General features: G+C 37.7%; 15 protein-coding genes and 1 pseudogene. 10 read left to right on the plus strand and 6 right to left on the minus strand.

What is annotated here, in order from left to right; translation table 11 throughout:
- Nucleotides 1-308: 308 nt before the first annotated feature.
- From ACR30L_RS03980 to ACR30L_RS03990, 3 genes are all read right to left on the minus strand, one after another.
- Nucleotides 309-1,337 carry a LacI family DNA-binding transcriptional regulator gene (locus ACR30L_RS03980; RefSeq protein WP_435236752.1) on the minus strand — a complete coding sequence of 343 codons (1,029 nt, stop codon included), beginning with the start codon at nt 1,335-1,337 and terminating at the stop codon, nt 309-311.
- 990 nt (nt 1,338-2,327) lie between these two features.
- Nucleotides 2,328-2,774 carry a hypothetical protein gene (locus ACR30L_RS03985; RefSeq protein WP_435236753.1) on the minus strand — a complete coding sequence of 149 codons (447 nt, stop codon included), beginning with the start codon at nt 2,772-2,774 and terminating at the stop codon, nt 2,328-2,330.
- Nucleotides 2,761-3,093 carry a hypothetical protein gene (locus ACR30L_RS03990; RefSeq protein ID WP_435236754.1) on the minus strand — a complete coding sequence of 111 codons (333 nt, stop codon included), beginning with the start codon at nt 3,091-3,093 and terminating at the stop codon, nt 2,761-2,763. Before ACR30L_RS03990 ends, ACR30L_RS03985 begins: the two co-directional genes overlap by 14 nt.
- A 1,679-nt stretch (nt 3,094-4,772) precedes the next feature.
- Here ACR30L_RS03990 and ACR30L_RS03995 point away from each other — a divergent pair.
- The 7 genes and pseudogenes from ACR30L_RS03995 to ACR30L_RS04025 all read left to right on the plus strand — a co-directional run bounded on the left by ACR30L_RS03995 (nt 4,773) and on the right by ACR30L_RS04025 (nt 19,175).
- Nucleotides 4,773-12,227: a tandem-95 repeat protein gene (locus ACR30L_RS03995; protein ID WP_435236755.1), complete on the plus strand. Its 7,455-nt coding sequence runs from the start codon at nt 4,773-4,775 to the stop codon at nt 12,225-12,227.
- A gap of 801 nt (nt 12,228-13,028) precedes the next feature.
- The gene (locus ACR30L_RS04000) at nt 13,029-14,105 is read left to right on the plus strand and encodes a glycoside hydrolase family 19 protein (RefSeq protein WP_435236756.1); all 1,077 of its coding nucleotides are present in this window, start codon (nt 13,029-13,031) and stop codon (nt 14,103-14,105) included.
- Nucleotides 14,106-14,162: 57 nt separating this feature from the next.
- Nucleotides 14,163-14,870: a hypothetical protein gene (locus ACR30L_RS04005; protein WP_435236757.1), complete on the plus strand. Its 708-nt coding sequence runs from the start codon at nt 14,163-14,165 to the stop codon at nt 14,868-14,870.
- An 806-nt stretch (nt 14,871-15,676) separates the two neighbouring features.
- Nucleotides 15,677-16,648 carry a DUF3187 family protein gene (locus ACR30L_RS04010; RefSeq protein ID WP_435236758.1) on the plus strand — a complete coding sequence of 324 codons (972 nt, stop codon included), beginning with the start codon at nt 15,677-15,679 and terminating at the stop codon, nt 16,646-16,648.
- 242 nt (nt 16,649-16,890) lie between these two features.
- Nucleotides 16,891-17,538: a peroxiredoxin-like family protein gene (locus ACR30L_RS04015; protein WP_435236759.1), complete on the plus strand. Its 648-nt coding sequence runs from the start codon at nt 16,891-16,893 to the stop codon at nt 17,536-17,538.
- Between the two features lie 23 nt (nt 17,539-17,561).
- Nucleotides 17,562-17,984: pseudogene (locus tag ACR30L_RS04020) on the plus strand (GNAT family N-acetyltransferase).
- 75 nt (nt 17,985-18,059) lie between these two features.
- Nucleotides 18,060-19,175, plus strand: a complete 1,116-nt coding sequence (locus ACR30L_RS04025; RefSeq protein WP_435236760.1) for an NAD(P)/FAD-dependent oxidoreductase — start codon at nt 18,060-18,062, stop codon at nt 19,173-19,175.
- Nucleotides 19,176-19,292: 117 nt separating this feature from the next.
- On the opposite strand, the gene ACR30L_RS04030 is transcribed toward ACR30L_RS04025, so the two are convergent.
- Nucleotides 19,293-19,919 carry a pseudouridine synthase gene (locus tag ACR30L_RS04030; RefSeq protein WP_435236761.1) on the minus strand — a complete coding sequence of 209 codons (627 nt, stop codon included), beginning with the start codon at nt 19,917-19,919 and terminating at the stop codon, nt 19,293-19,295.
- A 125-nt stretch (nt 19,920-20,044) separates the two neighbouring features.
- Here ACR30L_RS04030 and ACR30L_RS04035 point away from each other — a divergent pair, with 125 nt between their 5' ends.
- Entirely contained in the window at nt 20,045-20,320 is a 276-nt protein-coding gene (locus ACR30L_RS04035; RefSeq protein ID WP_435236762.1) for a hypothetical protein, read from the plus strand.
- 230 nt (nt 20,321-20,550) lie between these two features.
- Here the strand turns inward: ACR30L_RS04035 and ACR30L_RS04040 are convergent, their stop codons facing one another.
- Nucleotides 20,551-21,486 carry a LysR family transcriptional regulator gene (locus tag ACR30L_RS04040; RefSeq protein ID WP_435236763.1) on the minus strand — a complete coding sequence of 312 codons (936 nt, stop codon included), beginning with the start codon at nt 21,484-21,486 and terminating at the stop codon, nt 20,551-20,553.
- 166 nt (nt 21,487-21,652) lie between these two features.
- Between ACR30L_RS04040 and ACR30L_RS04045 the strand changes: the two genes are divergently transcribed.
- Nucleotides 21,653-23,122 (plus strand): NAD-dependent succinate-semialdehyde dehydrogenase, encoded by a 1,470-nt coding sequence (locus tag ACR30L_RS04045; protein WP_435236764.1) that lies wholly within the window; start codon nt 21,653-21,655, stop codon nt 23,120-23,122.
- 143 nt (nt 23,123-23,265) lie between these two features.
- Nucleotides 23,266-24,546, plus strand: coding sequence for a 4-aminobutyrate--2-oxoglutarate transaminase (gabT, locus tag ACR30L_RS04050; RefSeq protein ID WP_435236765.1), 1,281 nt, complete (start codon nt 23,266-23,268; stop codon nt 24,544-24,546).
- A gap of 185 nt (nt 24,547-24,731) precedes the next feature.
- Here the strand turns inward: gabT and ACR30L_RS04055 are convergent, their stop codons facing one another.
- Complete coding sequence (locus ACR30L_RS04055; protein WP_435236766.1) at nt 24,732-26,354, minus strand: methyl-accepting chemotaxis protein; 1,623 nt, start codon at nt 26,352-26,354, stop codon at nt 24,732-24,734.
- Nucleotides 26,355-26,520 lie beyond the last annotated feature (166 nt).

The raw sequence follows: 26,520 nt of genomic DNA on the forward strand, positions 1-26,520 counted from the left end.
CATGTTAATACGCAATATTGTTCACAAAATATACTGGATTATGGGTGAGATAGTCCTAAAACTCTTACTTTGAGATAAGAATATTGACTATTAGGGCGGTAGATTTTTTAATCTAACAGGTTTTTATGAATTATAATTATCAGGAATAAATAATTGCTATAGGTTGGTGGTTGATTACCTATTTCTATTTTAGTGGGATTAATAAAAGAAGTGGCCGAGTTTTAAGATAGTCCAAAAGCTTTAAAAGCTAATATCAGATACTCTCTGTTAAAATAGCTTTTATATTTATTAGCTTTTACGTCTGAATATTATAGGGCTCGAACTGAATTTCTTAGCTTTAATTCACCGAAAAAACAGTTGTCTACACTATTAGCTAACTGTAAATCATTGAGATGAGCCATTAATAATTCAACGGCACGAATTACAGATTTATGGGTTGGTTGAGATACTGAAGAAATGCTTGGTTCAATAAACTCTAAAATATCTTCGTTATCTAATCCAAATAATGAAATATCCTCTGGTATTGATAGACCATTTTCATGCAATGCCTTAACAGCACCAATTGCCATCTGATCATTGAAACAACAAATAGCGGTAAAATCAGTCGTGCGATGCAGTAATTGTTTGCATGCGTGATAACCTCCCTGAAATCCTCGTTCTGCTTCAACCAATAATACTGGGTCTGGCTCTATATTATATTTATTGAGTGCCTGCTCGTAACCATCCAAACGCGATTTGGCGGTATATTGATGTAACGGTCCGGCAATATAGGCAATCCTTTTGTGTCCTTTTTGTAATAAATACTCAACAGGTAAGGAAGCGCTTTTTTTATTATCTAACCAGACACAGTGGTTCGGGTGTTTAGATAAATGGCTATTTAATACGACTAATGGCACGCTTATTTTATCAATAAGAGCACTTAATATATCTTCTGTTATGTTGTTTTGCTCAAAGAAGGAAGTATGACAGTACAAAACTGCATCACATCGACGATCAACGAGGGCAAGAATAGAACGAATTGCGCCATCGGGCTGATCATCTGCTTGAGATATTAATAAAAATTTGCCATTTTTATCCGCTATTTTCTGACACTCTTCAATCAATTGAGATAAATATTGAGAGTTCTTTACGCCACGTGGAATAACTAACCCAATAGTATTCGTTTGTTGTTTTGAAAGCGATTGCGCTAAAACATTTGGCCGGTAATTAAGTTCTTCGACTGCTTTGAAAACTGCATCACGTGTAGCTTGAGATATTTTGGCTGTGCCATTGAGTACTCGAGATACAGTTGAGACAGCAACGCCGGCTTTACGTGAAACATCTAGCATAGTGGCCATAAATAATCTCAATTTTTGAAAGGGGAAAAGAAATCATGCTTGAATTATTAATGTTAAAACTAAACAAACAATTAAAAAATGGTAAAAGAAAATAATATAACAATTTATAGAAAGTTGTCTAATTAAAACGAAACTGACTCTATTAATTTAAAATGAGAATGGACTTAAATAATACGATGAGCTTGCAGGAGTCATACGCTCTAAACCTAATTGAGCAATACAGTGGCAGGCCTCCAAGTGACCAAAGTGGTTGTTGAAATTTTGCGAGCAATGCTTTATCAACTCAAGACGATTCCCTATTTTTAATATATAAGAACCAATGAGATCTAGTCTTTCGTTTTGATTCTTAAGTGATTCCGTTTTGTTTCATTCCCGTCAGTGATGGATTCATCGCATTTTCTAAATAAATAAGAAAATGCGATAACTTCTTACGTTTGATATTGGGATTTGTGGAGCTTGGTTGTTACGCTCAGATTAGAGGAAATGTGAGTGAATTAGTTCACTAAAAAGCCTTAATTCGACAGTTTTTCGACAATTTACCAAACATGCATTTTAAAATATGATAAAAGCATGAATATGAACAACCAAAATAAACTAGTAATCCAGATAAGGATTTTTTGACCTTTAGCTGGCGACTCATTGATGTATAACACAACAACATAACAAACTACTGGAAAAAGTTCATAAAGCTTTCCCATATTTGGATTATTTAGAGCAAGAAAAGGGGGGACATAGAAATAAATCACACCATAAGCACAAATAAATACAGTTGCTGCTATACGCCTGATGTTAAATGGCTCACACCCTTCGGTTACATAAGGAAAAAATGCTAATGCACAAACAACTAATACCAAAAATATCAAAACGACGCCTCAACGGATACTCGTAACGGTGTAACAAACGGCACACAGATTGATGCCTTTTTGCTATTTATGATTTTAAAACGTTAACAGCCGTTATGAGAACGATTTAATTATTTTGTAAACTCTTTTATTCTATAGATTCAAAAAAGTCGAGAATATTCATTTCTAAACTTTTATCTTTAGAAGCTTCAATTATCACATCTCTCTGCTCTTTTTTAATACTTAAAAAAGAAACTTCTTTTTTAAGTAATGAAATGGATAAGTAATGGTCTTCAAGCGATTGATAGTTTATTTTGTTTTTATCCTCTCTAAGTGTTCGAGTTAATGAATCTAGCTCCTCACGATAAGAGCAATCTACAATACGTTTTTCTTTCAAATAGGGGATTACTTCTAGCAATGAATTCTTAGAAATACCTTTTAAGTCCATAGTTTGCAGGGGAGCTTTATTCTTTTCCATTTGGATACAGAGAGATACTTTTGATGTATATGTATCATAATGTTTAGGGTAGTTACTTTCTGCGAAACTGTATGTAGATATTAATGATGCAAAAAGTAAAGTACTAACGAGTTTCATTATAAAAACACCTCCAAAACGTTTTTTCCTTGAAACTCAAAGAGCTACTATTAAATAGCATGATTTTTGAAGCTTCTTCATTAACTTTTCGTTTTAGAATTGGGTTAGTAGACGACATAGAGTTTGCCATTAATTTAAAGTCGGTTGTTTTTATGTTATACGAAACAGCTACAGGTCCATTTCTGAAAAAAATATTATTAAGTACAGAACCAGCAAGTGCAATACTTAACCAGTTGGCAGTCTTCGTCAACCGGCGGATTTCATCTAGCGACTTTTGGCTTTGTTTACCAAAAGTAAGTCCATTAATAGGGCAATCCATATTATCTCCGTATGTGATGATTATAATTTAACAGCTTTATATATCTGACTATGCATTAAAAGAGATACCATTGATCTCATTTAAAATAAGTTGTCACAATATTATCTTTTACATGTGAAATCAATATATCAAATAATATTTAAATACTATTGAAGTCTTTTATTTTGCATGTCAAAGGCAATAATAGAAGTTAAAAATGACATTGTTGTACGCTTTTGGGATTTAGCGAATGAAAAGACTTAAAATAGCGAAAGTGCTTTGTGCCCCTTTCCGAGATAGAACTGAAAATTAATAAGGACCGCTGGAAACCTTAAAGAAACGCTGACCTCACTTCAAATTCCGTACTCTTGCTTATTGATTGTTATCTATGGCATATAAGTGAAGATTAATTACGACGACTTGCAAATGCCTTTAATATGCAAGGGGGGCTTTATTGAGTGGCAAACCAAATGTTATGTATTAGTAAAAATATATGCTATTTAATGGCAGTATCGGAATATTTTTATTGGCAATTTTGATGTGATTTGGTGGTACGACAACTGATGTAATTATCCAATTATGGTGTATTTAAAAGTCTTTTTAAAGCTCACTTTTTCTAAATTATCTATTTGTAATTTAATTACATTTAAGAGGTTTTTAAATATTGATGTTATTATATTTGTCATCTTATGGTTTTATTTTATGTCAGCTTATGGTTGTATATTTTAGGTAAATAATTGTTTTCTTTAACCTGCCTATGTCAGGTTATGTTGCAGCAACAGCATTGATTGCTGCAACATAAGTGTGGGGTTGTGACCTGCCGAGTAGGCAGTTGAGCATAAAAAAAACAATTGTTATGATGTTTATGTTCATAGAGTCCTGCCGTACGGGCAGTAATGAAAGCACCTTTTTATATTATGTGAAAAGGTGCTTTTTTGTATATTTACTTTGAGATTCTATTGCTGAAAAACTTTTAGGAGCAGTGCAACCTAATTGTATTTAACTGAGTCAGCTTAGCCACCATAGCTGTCATTGGGTTTTTAAAATAGTACCCGGATATAGATTTTTTAACGATCTATTTTTGACAAAAAACAAGTTTTACCTGTTCAATTGAATTAGAACATCGTTCATCTAAATTAACGGTGGAATTTGATTGCTCTTCAGCTTTTTGAAAGCTATAACCTTGCTCAGTTACTAATGTTAGCGCCTCTTTTTTAAATTCACTTGTGTGTGTAAGTCTTTTACTGACGTTTTGTACTCATGTTCACCTCGACAGTGGATAGTATTATCCAAAATAAAAGTGTTTAGTTCAATTAGACAGAATAATTTAATGACCTATTCTTAGTTAATTAGATTCAAATAAAAACGCATTATTTGGATGGATAAAAAGCATAATAAGGAAAGAAAATGCAAAAAGTAGATTTCATCTCAGGCTTACCGCGATCGGGTTCCTCCTTATTGTCTGAAATACTGATGCAAAATTTGCATATGCAGGCGTCTATAAGCAGCCCAATCTTAGGTTTAATAAGGTACCCAGAAAATTAATGTATCTCGTAGCAACGGACCTAAATGGTATTTATCATGATTAAGTTTTTAATACCGTGTTGCCATATTTCCAGTTGTTCGGATGAACGTAAAATTTATTATGATAATCCACAAAACTTGTCAGCTTTGATTTCAAATAGTTACTAAGGAATGTTATGAGTATCAAAAAGAGTCAAATAGAAAATTTTTTATCCATCAACATTTATTTCGAAGGCTTCCCCCCTAAATTCAAAAAAAGCTATTCAGGAAGTATACTATTAACTCTATTGTCGGTACTCACTTTTTCGTTGCCTTCCACTATGGTAAGAGCAGATGTTTCATTTGTGGAAACAATATTGGATGCTGCATCATCAGCTAATCTCCAACAAGCTACTGATACGGTTGTTAGCCCAGATGGAAAATTTGTTTATGTGATTTCTTGGGGGAGCAGCTCCTTATCTGTCTTTTCAAGGGATTCATCGAGCGGTTTATTGACCTTTGTCGAAGAATTAAAGGATGGTGTAAATGGAATTAATGGGCTAAACACATTATTTGGCATAGATGTTAGCCTGGATGGAAATAATATATACACTATTGCAGGAGGAGGCTCTGACCAAACAATTTCTAGCTTTAAGCGAGACTCCATTACAGGTAAGTTAACGCTGGTGGCTGAATATACTGAAGGTGGAAATGATGGAAAGGGTAACACCGTTACAGGTTTAAGCTGTGCTTTAGATCTTGTTGTGAGTCCAGACGGAAAAAATGTTTATGGTCTTGGTACTGGCTCTTCTTCTTTAGTCGTCTTTAATCGAAATGGAACTACGGGAGAGTTAACTTATTCTACTACCTTCACGGACGGGGTCGATGGGATTGATGGGTTGAGTACAAGCTGTAGTCCAGATGCTGGTCCGATCAATAGTATCGCTATTTCACCAGATGGTGCATACCTTTACAATGCCGCATCGGGAGATAATTCAATTACTACTTGGCAACGTGATGTGACGACAGGGGCTTTAACCTATGGAAATTCACTTATTGATGGTATTGACGGATCTGATGGCTTGCAAGGAATAACCTCTCTTATCATCTCTCCCGATGGAAGTACTATTTATACATCGGGTCAAGCAGAGAATAAACTCGGTGTATTTAATCGGAGCGAAGTCACTGGTAACGTAACATTTATTGAAGTACAGACTGACGGAAGTAACGGTGTTAATAATATCGCTGGTGTGCGAAGTTTAGCGATATCGCAAGACGGAAAATTTGTCTTTGCCAGTGCCATTACAGATAATGCAATCACCATGTTTGACCGAGATAATGCCACTGGTGCTTTAACTTTCAATGATGATGTCACTGACAGCGATCCTGGTGTCGATGGGTTAGGTGGCGTATCGGGAATGGTTGTTTCTCCTGAAAACACCCATATATACGCAGCTGCTCAATCTGATGCGGCCATTACAGTATTTTCTTTGCCTCGCCCTGGTATCACTTTATCGGTCAGCAACGCTGTGTTTAATAAACATGATACGGCTTTAATCCTAGATAGTGCATTAGTCCTTTTTGATACCAACAGTATTAACCTCAGCAGTGGCGAAGTACGCATCTCATCAGGTTTCATCACCGGAGATATTCTCGCTGCTACAGGTATAGGTTCAATTACGACATCGTATGATGCCAATACAGGAGTATTAACCCTAAGTGGTATAGACACACTTGAGAACTATCAAAAAGTACTGCGTTCGGTTACTTTTATTCATGAAGGTAATAATCCCACACAGGACAATACCGTAGTTTCCAGAACTATCATTTTCCAAATTATCGATGATACTGATTTATCTAGTGTGCCCAAAGTATTTTCATTGGTGGTTAATGATGCAACGGTACCCGCTGCACCTGTTGTTACTACTCCTACGAATGCAGAAATTACCTCAAAGAACCCATATAGTATTTCAGGTACCCATAGTGAAGATGGTGTGACGGTATACTTATATGCAGATAGTAACAATGATGGCGTTGCAGATAATTCTACATCATTAGCAAGTTCGATTGTGAGTAGCAATGCATGGTCATTCTCCGTTACTTTGACTAGTGATGCAGCGAATAACTTTGTCATAAAAGCAGGAAATAATGTCGATAATTTTTCTAAGGATGTGGCGCTACCAACAATTACGCATTCTTCTAATAATGCGCCTGTTATTTCAGAAGGGACAAGTATAACGGTTACCATGAGCGAAGATAACGCTCCAATCCCCTTTGCTTTAACCTTAAATGCTACTGATGCGAATGGAGGTGACACGCTAACATGGTCGATTAAGAGTCCGGCATCAACTGGTAGCGTAGCTGTTTCTGGTGTTGACACGGGTAGTAGCCAAGTAATTCATTACACAACCAACACGAATTTTTTTGGTAGTGATAGCTTTATAGTAGGAGTTAGTGATGGAACGGTTAGTGATACCATTACAGTTAACGTGACAATTGTATCAGTCAATGACATCCCAACTATTGTCATAGGCAATACGTTAAGCACCGATGAAGATAACAATCAAACGTTAAACTTCACCTTTGATGATGTTGATGGTGATACCGTTAGCGCGACTGTTAGCACACAAGCGACCAATGGTACCGCGAGTGTTTCTGGTACGACGGTTAGTTATGTCCCCAATGAGAATTTCTTTGGCACGGATAGCTTTACGCTGACCTTAATGGATAACGCTGGGTTTACTACAACCCAAGTTATCAGTGTCACGGTCAACTCGGTAAATGATGAGCCAACTATTACTATTGATAGCACTCTAAGTACCAATGAAGATAACAATCAAACGTTAAACTTCACCTTTGATGATGTTGATGGTGATACCGTTAGCGCGACTGTTAGCACACAAGCGACCAATGGTACCGCGAGTGTTTCTGGTACGACGGTTAGTTATGTCCCCAATGAGAATTTCTTTGGCACGGATAGCTTTACGCTGACCTTAATGGATAACGCTGGGTTTACTACAACCCAAGTTATCAGTGTCACGGTCAACTCGGTAAATGATGAGCCAACTATTACTATTGATAGCACTCTAAGTACCAATGAAGATAACAATCAAACGTTAAGCTTCACCTTTGATGATGTTGATGGTGATACCGTTAGCGCGACTGTTAGCACACAAGCGACCAATGGTACCGCGAGTGTTTCTGGTACGACGGTTAGTTATGTCCCCAATGAGAATTTCTTTGGCACGGATAGCTTTACGCTGACCTTAATGGATAACGCTGGGTTTACTACAACCCAAGTTATCAGTGTCACGGTCAACTCGGTAAATGATGAGCCAACTATTACTATTGATAGCACTCTAAGTACCAATGAAGATAACAATCAAACGTTAAGCTTCACCTTTGATGATGTTGATGGTGATACCGTTAGCGCGACTGTTAGCACACAAGCGACCAATGGTACCGCGAGTGTTTCTGGTACGACGGTTAGTTATGTCCCCAATGAGAATTTCTTTGGCACGGATAGCTTTACGCTGACCTTAATGGATAACGCTGGGTTTACTACAACCCAAGTTATCAGTGTCACGGTCAACTCGGTAAATGATGAGCCAACTATTACTATTGATAGCACTCTAAGTACCAATGAAGATAACAATCAAACGTTAAGCTTCACCTTTGATGATGTTGATGGTGATACCGTTAGCGCGACTGTTAGCACACAAGCGACCAATGGTACCGCGAGTGTTTCTGGTACGACGGTTAGTTATGTCCCCAATGAGAATTTCTTTGGCACGGATAGCTTTACGCTGACCTTAATGGATAACGCTGGGTTTACTACAACCCAAGTTATCAGTGTCACGGTCAACTCGGTAAATGATGAGCCAACTATTACTATTGATAGCACTCTAAGTACCAATGAAGATAACAATCAAACGTTAAGCTTCACCTTTGATGATGTTGATGGTGATACCGTTAGCGCGACTGTTAGCACACAAGCGACCAATGGTACCGCGAGTGTTTCTGGTACGACGGTTAGTTATGTCCCCAATGAGAATTTCTTTGGCACGGATAGCTTTACGCTGACCTTAATGGATAACGCTGGGTTTACTACAACCCAAGTTATCAGTGTCACGGTCAACTCGGTAAATGATGAGCCAACTATTACTATTGATAGCACTCTAAGTACCAATGAAGATAACAATCAAACGTTAAGCTTCACCTTTGATGATGTTGATGGTGATACCGTTAGCGCGACTGTTAGCACACAAGCGACCAATGGTACCGCGAGTGTTTCTGGTACGACGGTTAGTTATGTCCCCAATGAGAATTTCTTTGGCACGGATAGCTTTACGCTGACCTTAATGGATAACGCTGGGTTTACTACAACCCAAGTTATCAGTGTCACGGTCAACTCGGTAAATGATGAGCCAACTATTACTATTGATAGCACTCTAAGTACCAATGAAGATAACAATCAAACGTTAAACTTCACCTTTGATGATGTTGATGGTGATACCGTTAGCGCGACTGTTAGCACACAAGCGACCAATGGTACCGCGAGTGTTTCTGGTACGACGGTTAGTTATGTCCCCAATGAGAATTTCTTTGGCACGGATAGCTTTACGCTGACCTTAATGGATAACGCAGGGTTTACTACAACCCAAGTTATCAGTGTCACGGTCAACTCGGTAAATGATGAGCCAACTATTACTATTGATAGCACTCTAAGTACCAATGAAGATAACAATCAAACGTTAAACTTCACCTTTGATGATGTTGATGGTGATACCGTGTCTGCAAGTGTTATTAATCAAGCCAGTAATGGTGTGGCAAGTGTAACGGGGACAACGGTTAGTTATGTGCCTAATGATAACTTTAATGGCAGTGATAGTTTTACATTATTGTTAACGGATAGTGCTGGCTTTGAAACAATTCAAACCATTAATGTAACGGTTGATGCTGTTAATGATATGCCTATTGCAGTGAATGACAATTATACAATGACAGTGGCAAGCGATGGTACTTACACTCTGAACGTATTACAAAATGATATAGATATCGATAACGATCCCCTCACTATTGAATGGGTGAGTAGTGATTTAGGCACTGTATCGATAGTTGATAATGAGGTTGTACTAAAAACGGATACAATTGGAACGATTAACTTAAGCTATGGAATGAGTGATGGTGTGGATAGCAGTGTTGGTTTAGTAACCTTAATTACCGAAATAGCTGTCTCTGAATGGGTCGATATTACGGCACCGGCTGACATTGAAATTAATGCGAGTGGACTCTTTACTAAGGTCAATATCGGCAGTGCAATCGCTGTTGATAGTAACGGTGAGGCATTAGCCGTTTCTTTGGATAGGGATTCTGTTTATTTTGCTCCAGGCTTGCATACCATTTATTGGAGTTCAGAAGATAGCAAAGGTCATAAAGCACAAGTCAGCCAAAAAGTGACCGTGCATCCGATGATTAATATCAGTAAAGATGCTCAAACCATTGAAGGTGCAGAACACCATATTGGTGTTTACCTTAATGGTGCAGCGCCAAGCTATCCTGTGACGATTGCTTACACTGTCAGCGGTAGCAGTGATAGTGAAGATCATGACTTAGTGGATGGTTTTATTACTATTGAAAGTGGCACTGAAGGGGTGATTGAATTATCGACCTATAAAGATGAAAACACTGAAGGTCAGGAAACACTCATTGTTTTCTTATCAAACACCTTAAATTTAGGAAGCCATGCTAGTTACGAACTCACTATTGACGAAGCTAATATAGCTCCTGATGTCCACATTACAGTGTCTCAGGACAATGAGGAGCGTTCTACCGTTCAAAATAATAATGATTTAGTCACGGTTACTGCTAACGTCGTCGATGCAAATGTAGAAGATACTCACAGTTATCATTGGATTAATGACAATATTGATCTAACCAATGTAAGTAACAGTGATGACGTATTTGAGTTCTCCGCACAAGAGTTAACCGTTGGCTATTATCAACTTCAATTAGAAGTAACTGATAGCAGCGATGCGATTGTTACAACTAATGTCTATATTGAGGTGGTTGAAGATCTAGCTGTACTTGGTAGTCAAGATAGTGATGGTGACTTGATCCCTGATGATTACGAAGGTTATGGGGATAGTGATGGTGATGGTATAGCTGATTACGAAGATGCGATCAGCGAATGCAATATTATTCAGGAAGAAGCCTTAGTGTCAGAAAGTTATTTAGTTGAAGGTGAGTCTAGTGCTTGTTTACGCAAAGGTGTATCTGTTGCCAATAACAACTCAGGAGGTACCTTACTAAGGAACTATGAATTAAGTTCAGACTATAATGCTAAAAATATTGGTGGTGTGTTTGACTTTGTTATTTACGACTTGCCAACTGCAGGGCAGACCTATCTACTCGTAGTCCCACAACGTTTACCGATACCTTCTGATGCGGTGTACCGCAAATATAAGGGTGATGGTGTTTGGGGGGATTTCCAAGAAAATGGCAAGAACTATCTTTCTTCAGCGAGAGGGGCTAAAGGCTACTGTCCACCACCTGGTGACAGCGACTGGCTAGTTGGACTACATGAAGGAGACTGGTGTGTTCAAATTGCAATTGAGGATGGTGGTGTTAACGATGCTGATGGGCTAGTCAATAGTGTTATTGTTGATCCTGGTGGCGTATCCTCATACTCAAATAACACATTACCTGAAGCCGTTGATGATAGCGCCAGTATTATCACTGGTAATACCATAAATATAGATGTTTTAATCAATGATAGTGATGTGGATAACGATACTTTGAGTATTACCAGTGCGAGTGCTCAATTTGGTAGTGTCACCATTGAACGTGAATTACTACGTTACACTTCGCTAGATGATTTCATTGGTACTGATGTCATTAGCTATGGAATCAGTGATGGTAATGGTGGATCTGCTAGTGCAGAGGTTACTGTAACAGTTAAGGCTGATACATCAGAGGTAGTGAGAAATAGTACTGGAGGAAGCATGGGAGGTTTACTCATATTGATATTAGGATCATTTGTTCTGATTCGATATCAAGGGCGAATAATAACGGGTGGATTATTAATATTGATTAGTTCTAATAGCCAAGCAAACTGGTTTATAGAGACAGAACTAGGAATTAGTCTAGCTGATAGCGAGTGGTCAGTTGATGAGAGCTATGTGCAAGATAGTGATCGAACTGATCTTGCTTGGGCAATCGGAGTAGGTTATTACTTAACTCCAGATTGGGCACTAACCGCTCGCTACCTAGACTTAGGGCAAGGTAGCGCAACATTAAGTACAGACAACAGTATGGATCCTGATAAATACCATGAGGTGGTTGCCAAGAACTCTCCTGCATTGGTAGAGGGAGTTGCTGTTGAGGTTGATTACTCATTGTTAAAAAATGAGAAAGTGAACTTACAGGCTACGCTAGGGCTATTGTCATGGGGTGTTGATTTTAATAGTGAGTATCAAGATACGCATATTAGCAGTAGTGAAAATGGTATTGATCCTTACATCGGTATTGGCGTAGATTACAAATTGTCCAAAAAGTGGATTGCTGGTCTCGCAGTGAATCAATACTTTATTGATCTGAACAATGTTACAACTTTCTCTCTGAAACTTTCTTATTTGTTTAATAGTAATTAACTTTTTGTATTGTTTAATCCAAGCGATTTAATACAGGCTAAGTTGCCACTTATACGTCAGTATTTTTATATACTGACGTGTTTATAAAATATCATTTCGCTTCCATATCAGTGTTCGCAGAGTGAGCTAGAAACTTATAAATGAGTAACCTAAATTACTTAGATAATTTTTGTTGCTCCGTACGAAATCTAATTTATTAAATTGGAGCAGGCGCATCAATTGAGTAACTTTCTTTTTCAAATTCATAAATTAATGTAACTAGAGCTTCTAAGATGTCAGCCTCTGGTGAGTTTCAAAGTACCTTTAAAAAAGCTAAAGCCTTTACATTGTATTTAACGGTTTTAATTTGCATAAGATGATTATCTGCGAAGTAGTGTAATGATTATAGTTGACCACGTCAAAGCTATGTATTAAGCCGCTAACTAGTTACTTAAGTATGATAGCCGTTTAAATATAATTTTTTATCCAGAACTCAGGTTAAAATAAGTATTTTTGTTAGGTGTTATCGCCCCGAAACTAGTTGGAATATCAATTCACTTTCAGTCCAAACAAATATAATAAACTTCAATTATATTGAACTAAAAAACTGCTCAATCACCTCAATCACTACACAATTTCAATAATTGTCTGGCTCTGAAATTCAGGAAGATATTTCTACTTGTATTCAACTTGTGTGTGATCCCTGGTTATTTAATTAATATTTGACAATTTTTATATAAGCACATTAGAATGCATTTTGTTTGTTATGTATTGAAATAAAAACATGGAATATATCTAAGCTATCAAAAAGGATTTTAGTCAATGCAAAAAATTGAAATTGTACATTCTGTTGGAAGTAATGGTAAAAATAAGGCTATTGATGTAGCCCTTATTCAAGTGCTTTTAAAAAATTACTTCAATAAAAGCTGTATCGTAAATAGTTATAACGAATGTTTATCATTTTCCTCAAATTACAATATGAATGTATTTAGTGAAGCTAATTCGTGTCCTTCTTTGATAGCTGTATCGGAAATTGAAAAACTCACCGATAAATATGATACTAAACGATTTGCTCGTTTACAGGTCAATGGTAGTCAGTCACCTTTATTAATTAGTGCAATCAAAAAATTTCAACTTGATGTACTTAAAGTAAAGAAAGCCGATGGTAGAGTAGATCCTAAAGGGGCTACATTTAATAAACTACTAGCTGAGCAAATAGTTAAACCAACAGATTTACGTAAAGCACTTTTTGGTCCTGAGCTTATTCCAAAAGAGGGGTTTAGTACTATTACTGATGCTACTTTTAAACAATTTTTTAGACAATACCTTGGTTTAACTATTACAAAGGGCGAGGATTTCTCTGGTTTCTTTAGCATGCTTAAAGCAGATGCTGAAATCACGGATCTTCGCTGGGCTGCTTATATAATGGCTACGGCTTACCATGAGACGTTATTTTCATTTATTCCTCGTCGAGAGGCAGGTAAAGGGAAAGGCGAACCTTATGCTAAAGAATACGAAGTGACCGACAATAATGGTATACGTGGTACTAAAAATAAAAAATATACTAATGTTTATTATGGTCGGGGTTATGTTCAACTTACGTGGGAATATAATTATAAAGGTATAGGTAAAGAATTAGGCTACGATAATAAATTATATATTAATCCTGATTTAGCACTTGAAAAAGACATCGCTTATGAAATTACCTCTTACGGTATGCGAAAAGGTACTTTCACTAATAAAAAATTAACTGATTACATTAATATAAGTAAAACTGATTATGCTGGGGCTCGTCGTATTATTAATGGCGAAGATAGAAAAGACGATATTGCTGAATATGCAAATAAGATTGAAATTTTATTGCGATTAGCAGCAAAACCATTAAGCGCCAGTATGTAATAAACGGAATTAAATCATTACTGCTAATTTAATTCCCGAAAATCACAAGGAAAATTAATGTTAAATAAACATATTTCAAATGTGCTTTTAGTTAGCCCAATATTACTATTACTTTCGTCTTGTTATGCAGCCACCGTTAAACAACCGTCAGAGAAATCGTTAAAAGAAAGATCTAGTGTAATAACTAAAACGGTAAAGAAACCTGAAACTCGTAATGATTGGAAGGCGGTATTAAATTGGCCTGAATTGTGTGATGAAGGGGTTAGTCATATATCATCTTTCTTTGTAGGTGTTGATGTATATCCATGGTTTGAAGAACGCCAATTAGTTTCAGTAGTTTGCACAACAGGGGCATATAATCGAGGACTAATGTTTTTTTTAGAAACAGAAAAAAATTCAGGTCAGTATAGCTTATTATCTTTCCCTCAATTTATTGCTGCTGATGATGCTTCTGGTAATGTTGAGACGACAATATCTGGTGATTTGACTAAGGCGCCATTTTATCAATTTGATCAGCCATTATTATGGGGGAGTTTGCGTAGTGATATGTCAAACTTTACTATAACCAATAATAATCGATATCGTGGCCTTGGTGGTTGTGGGGTATTAACCTCATACCAAATTACTGATAATAAAGTACAAGTTTCAGCATTAAAAATTAAGAAAGACTGTGATGAAACTAATCTTCCATTCTCTGAATGGCCGAAAATAGCTGAGTCGGTATTTTCCACTTGGCCGAAAGTGATACTTAAAGAACGGGGCTAGGCCGTTTAAGCTAATAGTCAAAACTCCTATTTAAGACGCATCCTGTATAAGTAAATAGTATTAGTCCCTATTTATATAACCAAAGATAAATAAACTACAAAAATTGTAGTTTATTTTAATCCCTATGATCAGAAACCATATTGAATGGGTATCGTGAACCTAACCAATATTTAGTGTTTTACTGTCGCCTGCTTTGAGGAGACGTTGACCTCACTTCAAATTCCGTACTCTTATCGATTGTTATCTATGGCATATAAGTGAAGATTAATTACGACGACTTGCAAATGCCTTTAATATGCAAGGGGGGCTTTATTGAGTGGCAAACCAAATGTTATGTATTGGTAAGAATATATGCTATTCAATGGCTGTATCGGAATATTTTTATTGGCAATTTTGATGTGATTGGGTGATATAACTGATGATTGATGTAATTATCCAATTACTGTGTCTTGACGTGGTCGAATCAATTAAGCCATGTCAGTACGTTGATTGACTATTTTTTTCACTGCTGGTTTTGGAGTTACAAACGCTCTTGTATCTTTCACCATTTAATTTCAGTATATCCAGACTATCTCCCCTTATTTAGACTTTTTTCGATCTAATTTGAGTTATTTAACGTAATAAATATAGCAAGTTTCCAGTGTAGATTATTACGATAATACCTAATGTTTTTTTGTTAGATTTTGATTTAATAATTATTGTAACTCATTGATTTTAATTATTAGGTATGCCATAAATGGGGCGAAGGTCTGATAACGTGTATTTTATTGATAACAAATTTCTTAAAATTATTAGTGGATGATGTCATGAAAATAAAATATTTTAAAATGACGATTGGTTTGTTTCCATTACTGACAATGGGAAGTTATAGTTACGCCGAATCCGAGGGTGAATCTTCGGGGTTTGGTCCATTAATGGTGCGTTCTCAAGCGCCTTTGCAATCGAGCGGTGTTAATACACGGTTGCGTGATGCAAGTGATTTTGTGGATAGTGAGCTATTTTTGTCTGCTTCAGCGGCGAGTGTATGGGCTGAAAGTGAAGATTACACCCTCGATTACTACCAAAACGATATATTTGTTGGTTTTCAAATGCCGATTAATAAAACCTTGAAAGCCGAACTTTCCTACACATTTCGTTATGCTGCAAATAATCATTTAGATTCTCTGACTATTTCGTTTCATGACATGATTGGTATGTCGCAAAATGGGCGTGAAGATGTCGATAATAACCGTTTTTATATTAGTAGCGATGATTACACTAACGAAGACTTTGAAAATGAAATACTAGGTAGTTCTTGGGAGTTGTATCTCGAGCAATTGTTGTTTGATAACGAATCCCATAGTCTCTCTCTCGGTGGTACCTTATATTACAATTATTTGCCTTCAGGTCCCTTCGAAAATACCGCTTTTGAACAGGCTTTACAGCTTAATTACACGGGGAGATTTGGTCAGTATCATACGGTCTATATGATGGGCAGTGTGACGCATCGTACACCCGATAGTTTTTCTGGTATTTCATTAAAAGAATGGGCAATAAACGGTGGTATTGGTTATCAGTATCGTCCCTCTTTTCGCCATGCATATCTTTTTGAGTATCGTCGATACGAAGGGGAAGCTGAAGAGATTAGCGATTTGAGCGAACCCGTTAATGAAATCACCCTTGGTTACCGTTTACATTTTGGATTGAGTGCCGTGGAGCTTGCCGTTGTTGAAAATATTATCAACATGGATAATAGTGCAGATATTGCACTTACCTTGTCCTTTCGTCATCGAATTTAGTTTGATGGTTGGTGATTTATCCTTGCTGGCGTTGCAGACTCAAGTTGTATAGAGATAAGGATATCGAAGAAACGTTTTTGTCTTCGGCTCTGTCTATCATTTCACCTCTTCTTATTTTATTTTTTTCTCTAAATAAAGAATCTTTAAATAGCATAAATGATTGATAAAAAGTGTTATTCCAGTAATGTAATTGCTAGTTTTACATTGTCGTTAATACAAACAAATATTGCCTAGGGGAATAGATGAAAAGTTTAAAAGCACAAACAGAAGCAAAAGTTGAAGCGGGGCGACAGGCTAACCCGGATTTTATGAAAACAATTGATGAAGTGATTGCGCAGGCTAAAGCGTTCCAAGAGGGCAATAATGCACTGCCTCTTGGTGAAAAAGCCCCTGATTTTTGTTTACCTAATCCCGATGGACAATCTGTTTTCTTAGGCGATTTACTCAATGAAGGTCCCGTCGTTGTGACCTTTTATCGTGGTAGCTGGTGTCCCTATTGTAATTTGCAACTGAGAGCATTGAATGCGCGGCTACCTGAAATCAATGCATTAGGTGCTCAATTAGTTGCTATTAGTCCCCAAGTGCCCGATGGCTCGATGACAAAAGATGAAATTAGCAATATGGATTTTAATGTCTTATCGGACCAAGATGCAAAAGTGGCAGAGGAATATGGTGTCGCATGGAACGTCCCTGAGTTTATGGCTGAGCATATGCGTGTTGATCGTAATTTAGACCTTGATGTGATTAATAATGGCGACGGTAATATTTTACCGATTCCTGCGACCTTTGTATTGAGTCAAGATGGTCAGGTTATATGGCGTTATGTTGATGTAGATTACCGTACCCGTTCTGAGCCCGATGATATTATTGATGCATTGAAATCATTGTAACCTGTTAGGAGTCGTAGTCAGTGATGGATAAATTTACGGTGTCATCGGATCCTAAGGATCTCGATTTTGAAATGATATATGGCTTTATTTCACAAAGTTATTGGGCGAAAGGTATCCCAAGAGAAACGCTGCAAAAAGCGATAGATAATTCATTGGTTTTTGGTGTTTATACTTAAGTTGGCTCTCAAATTGGTTTTGCGCGATTATCGACGGACAAAGCAACCTTTGCTTATCTTGCCGATGTTTTTATTCTTGAACCCTATCGAGGACGTGGATTAAGTAAATTATTGGTGAGCAATATTATTAATCACCCTGATTTACAGGGGCTTAGGCGAATGATGTTAGCAACGCGGGATGCGCATGGTTTATATGCTGATTTTGGATTTAAACCGATTGAAAATCCGGACATGTTGATGCAGATATGGAATCCAACGGTCTATCAATAAGTATTATATGTCCGATATCTGAGCTTCAGCTAATATAAAAATGATATTTAACGTAATGTAATAAAAGGAAATAGTATGAAAAGTCTTGTATTAATTGGAGGAGGTCATGCGCATATGATCACTCTTAGCAAATTGGCATCATTTATTTCCAAGGGGTATCAAGTTACGGTTATTCAACCCTCTGATTATCATTACTATAGTGGTATGGGGCCCGGTATGCTCGGTGGGACTTATCAACCCGATGATATTCGTTTTGCGACTAAAAAATTAGTAGAAAGCCAAGGTGGTCGCTTCGTTAAGGCGCATGCCAGTCATATCGACCCCGAGGCTAACCTTGTTCATTTACTCGAAACCGACGAGACTATTCATTACGATGTTCTTTCCTGTAATGCCGGATCCTTTGTCCCCAAGGATATTGTTGAAGGTGAGCGTGATAATGTGTTTACCTCAAAGCCTATCGAAGAACTTAATCGTGCCAGACAGACCATACTTGAACAGGCTAACAAAGGGGCAACTTCAATTGCGGTGCTTGGCGGAGGGCCGGCTGCGGTCGAGTTGGCTGGAAATATTCATCAGTTATGCAAAAATAATGTTGCTAATAAACCAACCATTCAATTATTTTGTGGGCGTAGTTTAATGTCTGGCGCACCAGCTCGTGTACAGAAACTAGTGCGTAAATTGCTGACCCGTAAAGGCATCGAAATTATTGAAAAGGGGTATATTAAAAAAGTTGCCGATGGTCAGGTTGTGATTGAAAATAATGAAGCCTATACCGCTGATATTATTTTTCCTGCCATTGGGGTTAAGCCCTCAAAAATATTTGCAAATTCAGGGCTTGATATCGGACCCGATGGCGGCTTGAAGGTAAATGCTTTTTTGCAATCGACTAGTCATCGTAATATTTTTGGTGGTGGAGATTGTATCTATTATGCAGATCAACCTCTGGATAAAGTTGGGGTATATGCAGTGCGTCAAAATGCGGTGTTATACAATAATTTAATGGCGTCATTGGAAGATAAACCCCTAGAAAAATTTTCACCAGCAGGGGATTACTTACTCATTTATAACCTAGGTGATGGTGAAGGCGTTTTTTCTAAATGGTCGCTTACTTTTTCCGGTAAATTAGCGTTTATTATCAAAGACTATATTGATACCAAGTTCATTAAGTTATTTCAACAATTTGAAGCGTAGGTTTATCTTCGTCTTTAATTGTTTGTTGAGAAATAAAAACAGCTACTTCGTTAGGTTAAATATTTTGGTACGCACCAATGCTAATGGCTATTCTCTACATATTGATAAGCAGGCGCTTTACTGCAAAGCCGCATCAAGGTTGGCTAATGGAATAACATCACCAGCAAGCATCTTTTCAATATGAATATGACCAATCCGAACTCTGACTAATCGTAAGGTAGGAAATCCTACTGCCGCCGTCATTTTTCGTATTTGACGGTTTTTTCCTTCGCATAGGGTAATTGATACCCAGCTTGTTGGACCATGGCGAGGATCGCGGATTTTACGGCCACGTGTTGGTAGCGTTGGTTCTCTGTTTAGTTTTACGGCTTTACAGGGAAGGGTAAGGTATTGCGAGCCATTCACACTAATTTCGACACCCTGCTGCAGCAATGTCATCGCCTCGTCGGTGAGCGCGCCATCAACTTGCACGTAGTACTCTTTTTCAATGCCTTTACTTCTGACGTTATAGCTCATCATGCCATCGGTCGTTAATAACAATAAGCCTTCCGAGTCATGATCTAAGCGACCAATTGCCATGGTTTTCTCGGGGAAATCAGCAAGTTCGCTCAGTAAGTGCTTCTTTTTGCGTGGCTCGGGGACAAACTGACTCAAAAAACCATAGGGTTTAAATATTTTGAAATGATGGTGAGTTGTTGCGTCTTCAGGTGGCTCTGATAAAAAGGTTGAGGGCGTGTTTGGCATTGAATTAACCTTAATTGAATGAGTTTTAAAAGTCATCTCATAAATCACTGATTTTTGCATCTTGAAGGGTAATATTATACTGTAAATATGTTGAGTATATTGAATATTTTTAACTGGGATAGGTTATGAAAATTATTATTATGTTTATGCTATCAGTTACATTAACAGGCTGTGCTTCCATTGCAGAATATCAACAGGAACAGCATTTGAAATTACTTGAATCCGCCAAGTCTTCGTGTCTAGAGTATGGCTTTAAAGAATCAACGGATGGTTTGGCATCTTGTATTCAAACTGAAGTCAATGAAATAAAAAACAGAGCCGCCATTGAATCAGTTAATACCAACATGCATATGAAAAGAGGATTGTTATTGCGTCATAAACCGAGACCTAAACCTGAATAAACATTAAGAGTAATAACAGTGAAGGTGTTTACCTTGTTTTACGGACAGTTTGGTGGATTTAAGAGATCCTCGCCCATTTTTAAAGTGACTTATAATAAGTATCCGAGTGAATGACTTGCCATCTCAATCTTCCTTTTCCGATAAGTTGATTGTCCTTTCAGACTGCATAAATTATCTCCCGCACGCTATTTATTAAACACTTTAACGCGCGTGTCTAAAAGCCATTCTTTTTAATTTACCTTATCTAAATCAAAGCTGCGATGAAATGCATTGAGTAACAGATCCACCTTAGCGGTTTCCCTCGGATTCTTTTTATTCACTAGGGATAAATCGAATTGATAGGTCAGGGTGCTGGGTTGAATAATGCGTAGCTCGCCGCGATTTAGTTCTTCTTGAATATAACTTTGTGGCATATAACCTAAATATCGGCCGGATAATATCATCGTTTTACGCATATCAAACTGATAAGCCTTGGCATTTAAATTCAATTTTTTTAATTGTTCACGGCCTTCTGCTTGAATGTCTATGCCGGGATGAATCGTCGACGCAGTCGCGAGATCTTCCACTGTAATTTGTGTGTCTACCTTATTAAAAAAAGGATGATTTTTACTACAACAAAGATAAATCGGTTCACTTGAAAGGGGCGTGTAATTAAGCCCTTCTATTGGCTGATAACCGGGAAAAATTCCAATATGTGCCTTGTCCTTTAAAAGCAGTTTTTCAATATTAGAAATAGCGTCTCCATCTAAGGTTATATGTAAATTAGGTGAACGGATCTGTATGATTTCAATGGTCTTAGCTAATTTTATTTGTTTTTTTCTATCGAGTTGATCCGCGCACAAAATAACTAACTCACCGCTTAACTCTTTTCCTAAGGTACCGACTAATAGCGAAAAATCATTTAACGAATCAAATAAACTAATGACCGCACGATACACGGCTTGCCCATCTTCGGTTAATGAAAAACCACCGCGCCCACGTAAACACAATTTTAATTTCATGCGTGTTTCTAGATTCGACATATGGACGCTAATGGTTGAACGTGTAATGCCTAACGCTTTTTCTGCGGCAGAAAATCCGCCGTGCTCAACCACGGACACAAAAATACGTAGCAACCGTAAATCATATTCGGCGATTGGTCTGGGGATGATTGAAGGTGGATGCATAAAAAACCTTTAATGTTTGGTTTGGATAAAACTTAAGATAGATAGTTTGGTATTTAACCTGAGTTGGAATTATTATTCAATAGATATACCCGTTACCATTCAAGATGCTGATAAACGCATCTTGAATGGTAACGGGTATATACATCAAATGCAGAGGTGAATGATAATGAAAGCAGATAAATTTGGTTTACACGATCCCCAACTTATGAAAAATTTCTCCTATATCAACGGGAGTTGGCATAGCAGTGAATCACAGATTGCAGTGACCAACCCCGCTAATGGTGAAGTGATTGCTGAAGTCAGTAATGCGAGTATTGCTGAAACTCAGCTTGCCGTTAAAGCTGCTAAATATGCGTTAACTATGTGGTCAGCTAAATCTGCCAATGAACGTGCCGGTTTGATGAAAAAGTGGTTTGATTTAATGATCGCACATCAAGATGATCTCGGATTAATTTTAACCTTAGAGCAGGGTAAACCATTAGCCGAAGCAAAGGGCGAAATTGCCTACGGTGCCGCTTATATCGAATGGTTTGCAGAGGAAGGTAAACGCGTTTATGGCGACACCATCCCAGCGCCATCGGGTGATAAACGCATTATTGTGATTAAACAACCAGTGGGCGTCGTCGCGTCAATTACCCCTTGGAATTTCCCCAATGCGATGATTGCTCGTAAAGCTGCTGCGGCACTTGCTGCCGGTTGCACCTTTGTTGTTCGCCCTGCTACACAAACACCACTTTCTGCATTGGCCATGGCCGAACTGGCTGAGCGAGCGGGCATTCCTGCTGGTGTATTTAATGTGGTTGTTGGTGACGATGCGCGTGGAATGGGTAAAGTATTAACCCAACATCCGGATGTCTCTAAATTTACTTTTACCGGGTCGACTGCCGTTGGCCAAACTTTAATTAGCCAGTGTGCAACCACGGTGAAAAAAGTATCCATGGAATTAGGGGGAAACGCGCCCTTTATCGTATTCGACGATGCCGATATAGATGCCGCTGTCCAAGGGGCTATTGTGTCAAAATATCGCAATGCGGGACAAACCTGTGTTTGCACTAATCGAATTTTTGTCCAAAAAGATGTGATCGATGAATTTACCGAAAAATTTACAGCAGCGGTTTCAGCTTTAACGATCGGTGATGGGTTAACAGAAGGCGTTAATATTGGGCCGATGATCACCACGGAGGCCGTGGATAACGTGGATAAATTAGTCAAAGATTCGATTGCAGCTGGTGCGACACTGGCTTTAGGAGGGCAACGCGATGCTGCTGGCGATACCTTTTATCAACCGACTATTTTAACTAATGTTAGTCATGATATGCCGATTGCTAATAACGAAATATTTGGGCCAGTGTCACCGATTATTAGTTTCGATAACGAAGAGCAAGTCATTGCCATGGCAAACGATACTGAATATGGTTTAGCGGCGTACTTTTATTCTCGCGATATTGGTCGTGTTTGGCGTGTTGCTGAAGGTTTGGAATATGGAATTGTTGGCATTAATGAAGGTGCCGTTTCAAATGCATCTGCGCCTTTTGGTGGCGTGAAACAATCGGGTAGCGGACGGGAAGGCTCAAAATACGGTTTAGATGATTATTTAGAAATCAAATACCTGTGTATGGGTGGTTTAACTAAATAACCTCCATTCTGGATAAGCTAAACGAGACAGTACCGTATGATATCTTTTTAAGTTATTGATACTTATATTTTTTTCGTTTTCATTATTCAGAACTGAGGTTAACTAATATTGTAAATGTTAATAAAAAATACGAGGTGGATAGGATGAGCAATGTAGATTTACAAACAAGAAAAGAAAAAGTTATTGCACGTGGTGAAGGCAGTATTTACCCCGTGTTTGTGGACCATGCAAAAAATGCCGAAATTTGTGATGTTGAGGGGAATCGCTATATCGACTTCGGCGCCGGAATTGCTGTGTGTAACACGGGTCATAGTCATCCTAAAATAATTGAGGCTGTTAAAGCGCAAATTGATAAATTTAGCCACACCTGTTTTACTGTGAATCCCTATGAGTCGGCAGTTGAATTAGCAGAAAAACTGACGGTACTTGCACCGGGGGAATCTGATAAAAAAGCGATATTTGTTACCACGGGTGCCGAAGCGGTAGAAAATTGTGTGAAGATTGCGCGTGCGCATACTGGTCGTCGTGGTGTTATTGCATTTAATGGGGCTTTCCATGGCCGCACAAATTTAACCATGGCATTGACGGGTAAAATGATGCCTTACAAATATCAATTCGGTCCCTTTGCTGGCGATATTTACCATGCGCCATTTCCAATAGAATGCCACGGCATTTCGGTTAAAGATTCGCTTAACGCGATTACAAATCTGTTTAAGGTCGATATTGCACCGACTGATGTTGCTGCCATTATTATTGAACCGATTCAGGGAGAAGGGGGATTTTATTCTGCACCGACGGCGTTTTTAGTTGCACTGCGTGCGCTATGTGATGAACATGGTATTGTTTTAATTGTCGATGAAATTCAAACCGGATTTGGTCGTACAGGAAAAATGTTTAATATCGAATATGCGAATGTGGAACCTGATTTAATGACCATGGCAAAAGGTATTGCTGGTGGTTATCCATTGTCTGCCGTTGTCGGTAAAAGCGAAATTATGGATGCGCCCATTCCCGGTGGATTAGGCGGCACTTATGGAGGTTCTCCGGTTGCCTGTGCATCGGCGTTAACGGTATTAGAGATTATTGAAGCAGAAAACCTAGTCCAAAGAGCGAATGATATCGGTGATTTATTTAATGCCGGTTTAAGTGCACTACAACGCCAATATCCTGCACTGATTTTAGATGTCAGGAATAAAGGTGCTATGATTGCGATAGAGCTAATCTCGAATGGCGATCCCGACCAACCGAATGTTGCATTAACACAATCGATTATCGCAAACGCTGCGAAACACGGTTTAATCTTATTATCCTGTGGTTTTTACAGTAATGTTGTGCGTTTTTTACCTGCACTTACAATGACCGATGACATTGCGAAGGAAGGGGTAGCGAAGTTCATTGAGTTGTTTGAATCATTGGCGAAATAAAAATGTGATGTTATTAAGCGATGAAGATTGGTTTTGAAGCATTAATGACAAAGCTTCAAACCAATCTTATTTATCCATTGATCGATTTTATTTATATTAACTGACACTGTACAAAAGCTATTATTTTCATCACCTTTGCTAACAAAAATTCGCTTTCTTACTATCCAACGCCAAAAGAGCAATATTTATTTAATAGTAAAGAATGATAGGATTTCTTTTTGCTTCATTGACTCTTCTGATAACTCCACACTGGCATTTAAAGTTTCACTAATACCAATAACATTCTGGTTTACCATATCAACGGTTGAGGTGATACTTTGCGATATTTCATCTGTAACGCTGGACTGTTCTGTTGAGGCTGTCGCAACCAGCGAGTTCATTTCTGATATGGTGGCTACAGATTGAGAAATACCCGAGAATGCTTCCCTAACTTTTTCTGCTATTTGTTGTGATTCCACGATCAATTCAGAATTGGACTTCATATATTGATCGGCTTTTTCTGCTTGGCTTTGTAGTTTGGTAATAATATCTTGAATATCTATGGTTGATTGTTGGGTTTTAGCAGCTAAAGAACGAACTTCGTCTGCTACCACTGCAAATCCACGTCCTTGTTCTCCAGCTCGTGCAGCTTCGATTGCTGCATTCAGAGCGAGTAGGTTTGTTTGTTCTGATATACCATTAATTACATCGATAACCGTTCCAATTTCTGTTGAGTAATTTTTTAGTTCATTAACAATTTCAGCAGATTCATTAACTGAGTTACTGATCTTTTCTGATATTGAGTCTGATTGTGCGAGAGAATGATGACCATTTTCAACATTTTGACTGGCTTCACTTGTAGATAATTCTGCATCAGTCGCATTTTTACTTATTTCCACTGCTGTGCTAGACATTTCATTGGCTGCTGTAGCAACTTGCTCAACTTGAATTAAAACCTGTTGTGAATTGCTTTCTCCTTGGCTTGTTGTTGAAGCTAATGATTCAGAAGAAGAAGCCACATTGTTAGCAACTAATATTAACTGTTGAGTTATTTCCGATATTCGCTCTGCCGTTTTATTAAAGCCCTGCGACAGCATTCCTAATTCATTAGTACCTTGATCCGCAATGCGTATGGTTAGATCGCCTTCAGACAGTTTTGCCATTGCATTTTGTACGGTGGTAATTGAACTTATTAGGCTACGAGCAATAAATATTGCGAAGATAATAATAGCAATGGATACCGCAACAACCGTTACAATCATAACCATAATAGAGCGATCGTAAATAATGTCGCCATATTCACTGGCTTGTTTTGCACCATTTTCATTAAGTGCAGAGAGTTTTAATAATACTGCTGAATACTCGTTATAAGCACTTAATGATTTACCTAAAAATAGATCCTTAGCTTCGATATTCTTATTTTGTTCCGATAAAGCCAATAACTGTTTTTGAATATTTATATATTCTCCGTATTCTTTTTTAAAAGAATCAACAAGTTGTTGTTCTTCTTGGCTGTTTACTAACTTTGAATAGGCATTGACGGTATTATCTACTTCTTGTTTTATTTTATTAATATCGGTCGTGGCTTTTTGAATTGTTTGTGAATCTGTTGAGATAATATGCACTGCTTCATTATTTCTTAGATCTGCGGTTTGGGTGTTGATTCTTTCTACTAACTGTACCGATGGTAACCAGTTATCTGAAATAATTGTTGATTGCTGATTGATCGTATTCATTTCAGACATTGATAGAAATAAAAAACCAATAATCGCGAGTGTAGGAATCGAAAACCCAATTGCAAGTAATTTACTAATGTTAATATTTTTCATGTAATTCCTTAGAGGAGTAGCCAGTTAGTTACAAACTTATATCAGCGCTCAATAAAATTATAAAATTCAAGCTTATATAGTCTAGTACGTTATCGACAGTGCGGATTATATTTTGAATTTTTTTGTTAAATTTTTAAATCTGAAGAATATCTTCGAATGTTGAGGA

Origin of the sequence: Psychromonas saccharinae (assembly GCF_051201515.1) — a bacterium.
GTDB lineage: Bacteria > Pseudomonadota > Gammaproteobacteria > Enterobacterales > Psychromonadaceae > Psychromonas.

What these genes read in the sequence shown, in the direction of transcription:
- ACR30L_RS03980 (WP_435236752.1), bottom strand. Translation starts at nt 1,337, where the DNA reads ATGGCCACTATGCTAGATGTTTCACGTAAAGCCGGCGTTGCTGTCTCA.
- ACR30L_RS03985 (WP_435236753.1), bottom strand. Translation starts at nt 2,774, where the DNA reads ATGAAACTCGTTAGTACTTTACTTTTTGCATCATTAATATCTACATAC.
- ACR30L_RS03990 (WP_435236754.1), bottom strand. Translation starts at nt 3,093, where the DNA reads ATGGATTGCCCTATTAATGGACTTACTTTTGGTAAACAAAGCCAAAAG.
- ACR30L_RS03995 (WP_435236755.1), top strand. Translation starts at nt 4,773, where the DNA reads ATGAGTATCAAAAAGAGTCAAATAGAAAATTTTTTATCCATCAACATT.
- ACR30L_RS04000 (WP_435236756.1), top strand. Translation starts at nt 13,029, where the DNA reads ATGCAAAAAATTGAAATTGTACATTCTGTTGGAAGTAATGGTAAAAAT.
- ACR30L_RS04005 (WP_435236757.1), top strand. Translation starts at nt 14,163, where the DNA reads ATGTTAAATAAACATATTTCAAATGTGCTTTTAGTTAGCCCAATATTA.
- ACR30L_RS04010 (WP_435236758.1), top strand. Translation starts at nt 15,677, where the DNA reads ATGAAAATAAAATATTTTAAAATGACGATTGGTTTGTTTCCATTACTG.
- ACR30L_RS04015 (WP_435236759.1), top strand. Translation starts at nt 16,891, where the DNA reads ATGAAAAGTTTAAAAGCACAAACAGAAGCAAAAGTTGAAGCGGGGCGA.
- ACR30L_RS04025 (WP_435236760.1), top strand. Translation starts at nt 18,060, where the DNA reads ATGAAAAGTCTTGTATTAATTGGAGGAGGTCATGCGCATATGATCACT.
- ACR30L_RS04030 (WP_435236761.1), bottom strand. Translation starts at nt 19,919, where the DNA reads ATGCCAAACACGCCCTCAACCTTTTTATCAGAGCCACCTGAAGACGCA.
- ACR30L_RS04035 (WP_435236762.1), top strand. Translation starts at nt 20,045, where the DNA reads ATGAAAATTATTATTATGTTTATGCTATCAGTTACATTAACAGGCTGT.
- ACR30L_RS04040 (WP_435236763.1), bottom strand. Translation starts at nt 21,486, where the DNA reads ATGCATCCACCTTCAATCATCCCCAGACCAATCGCCGAATATGATTTA.
- ACR30L_RS04045 (WP_435236764.1), top strand. Translation starts at nt 21,653, where the DNA reads ATGAAAGCAGATAAATTTGGTTTACACGATCCCCAACTTATGAAAAAT.
- gabT (WP_435236765.1), top strand. Translation starts at nt 23,266, where the DNA reads ATGAGCAATGTAGATTTACAAACAAGAAAAGAAAAAGTTATTGCACGT.
- ACR30L_RS04055 (WP_435236766.1), bottom strand. Translation starts at nt 26,354, where the DNA reads ATGAAAAATATTAACATTAGTAAATTACTTGCAATTGGGTTTTCGATT.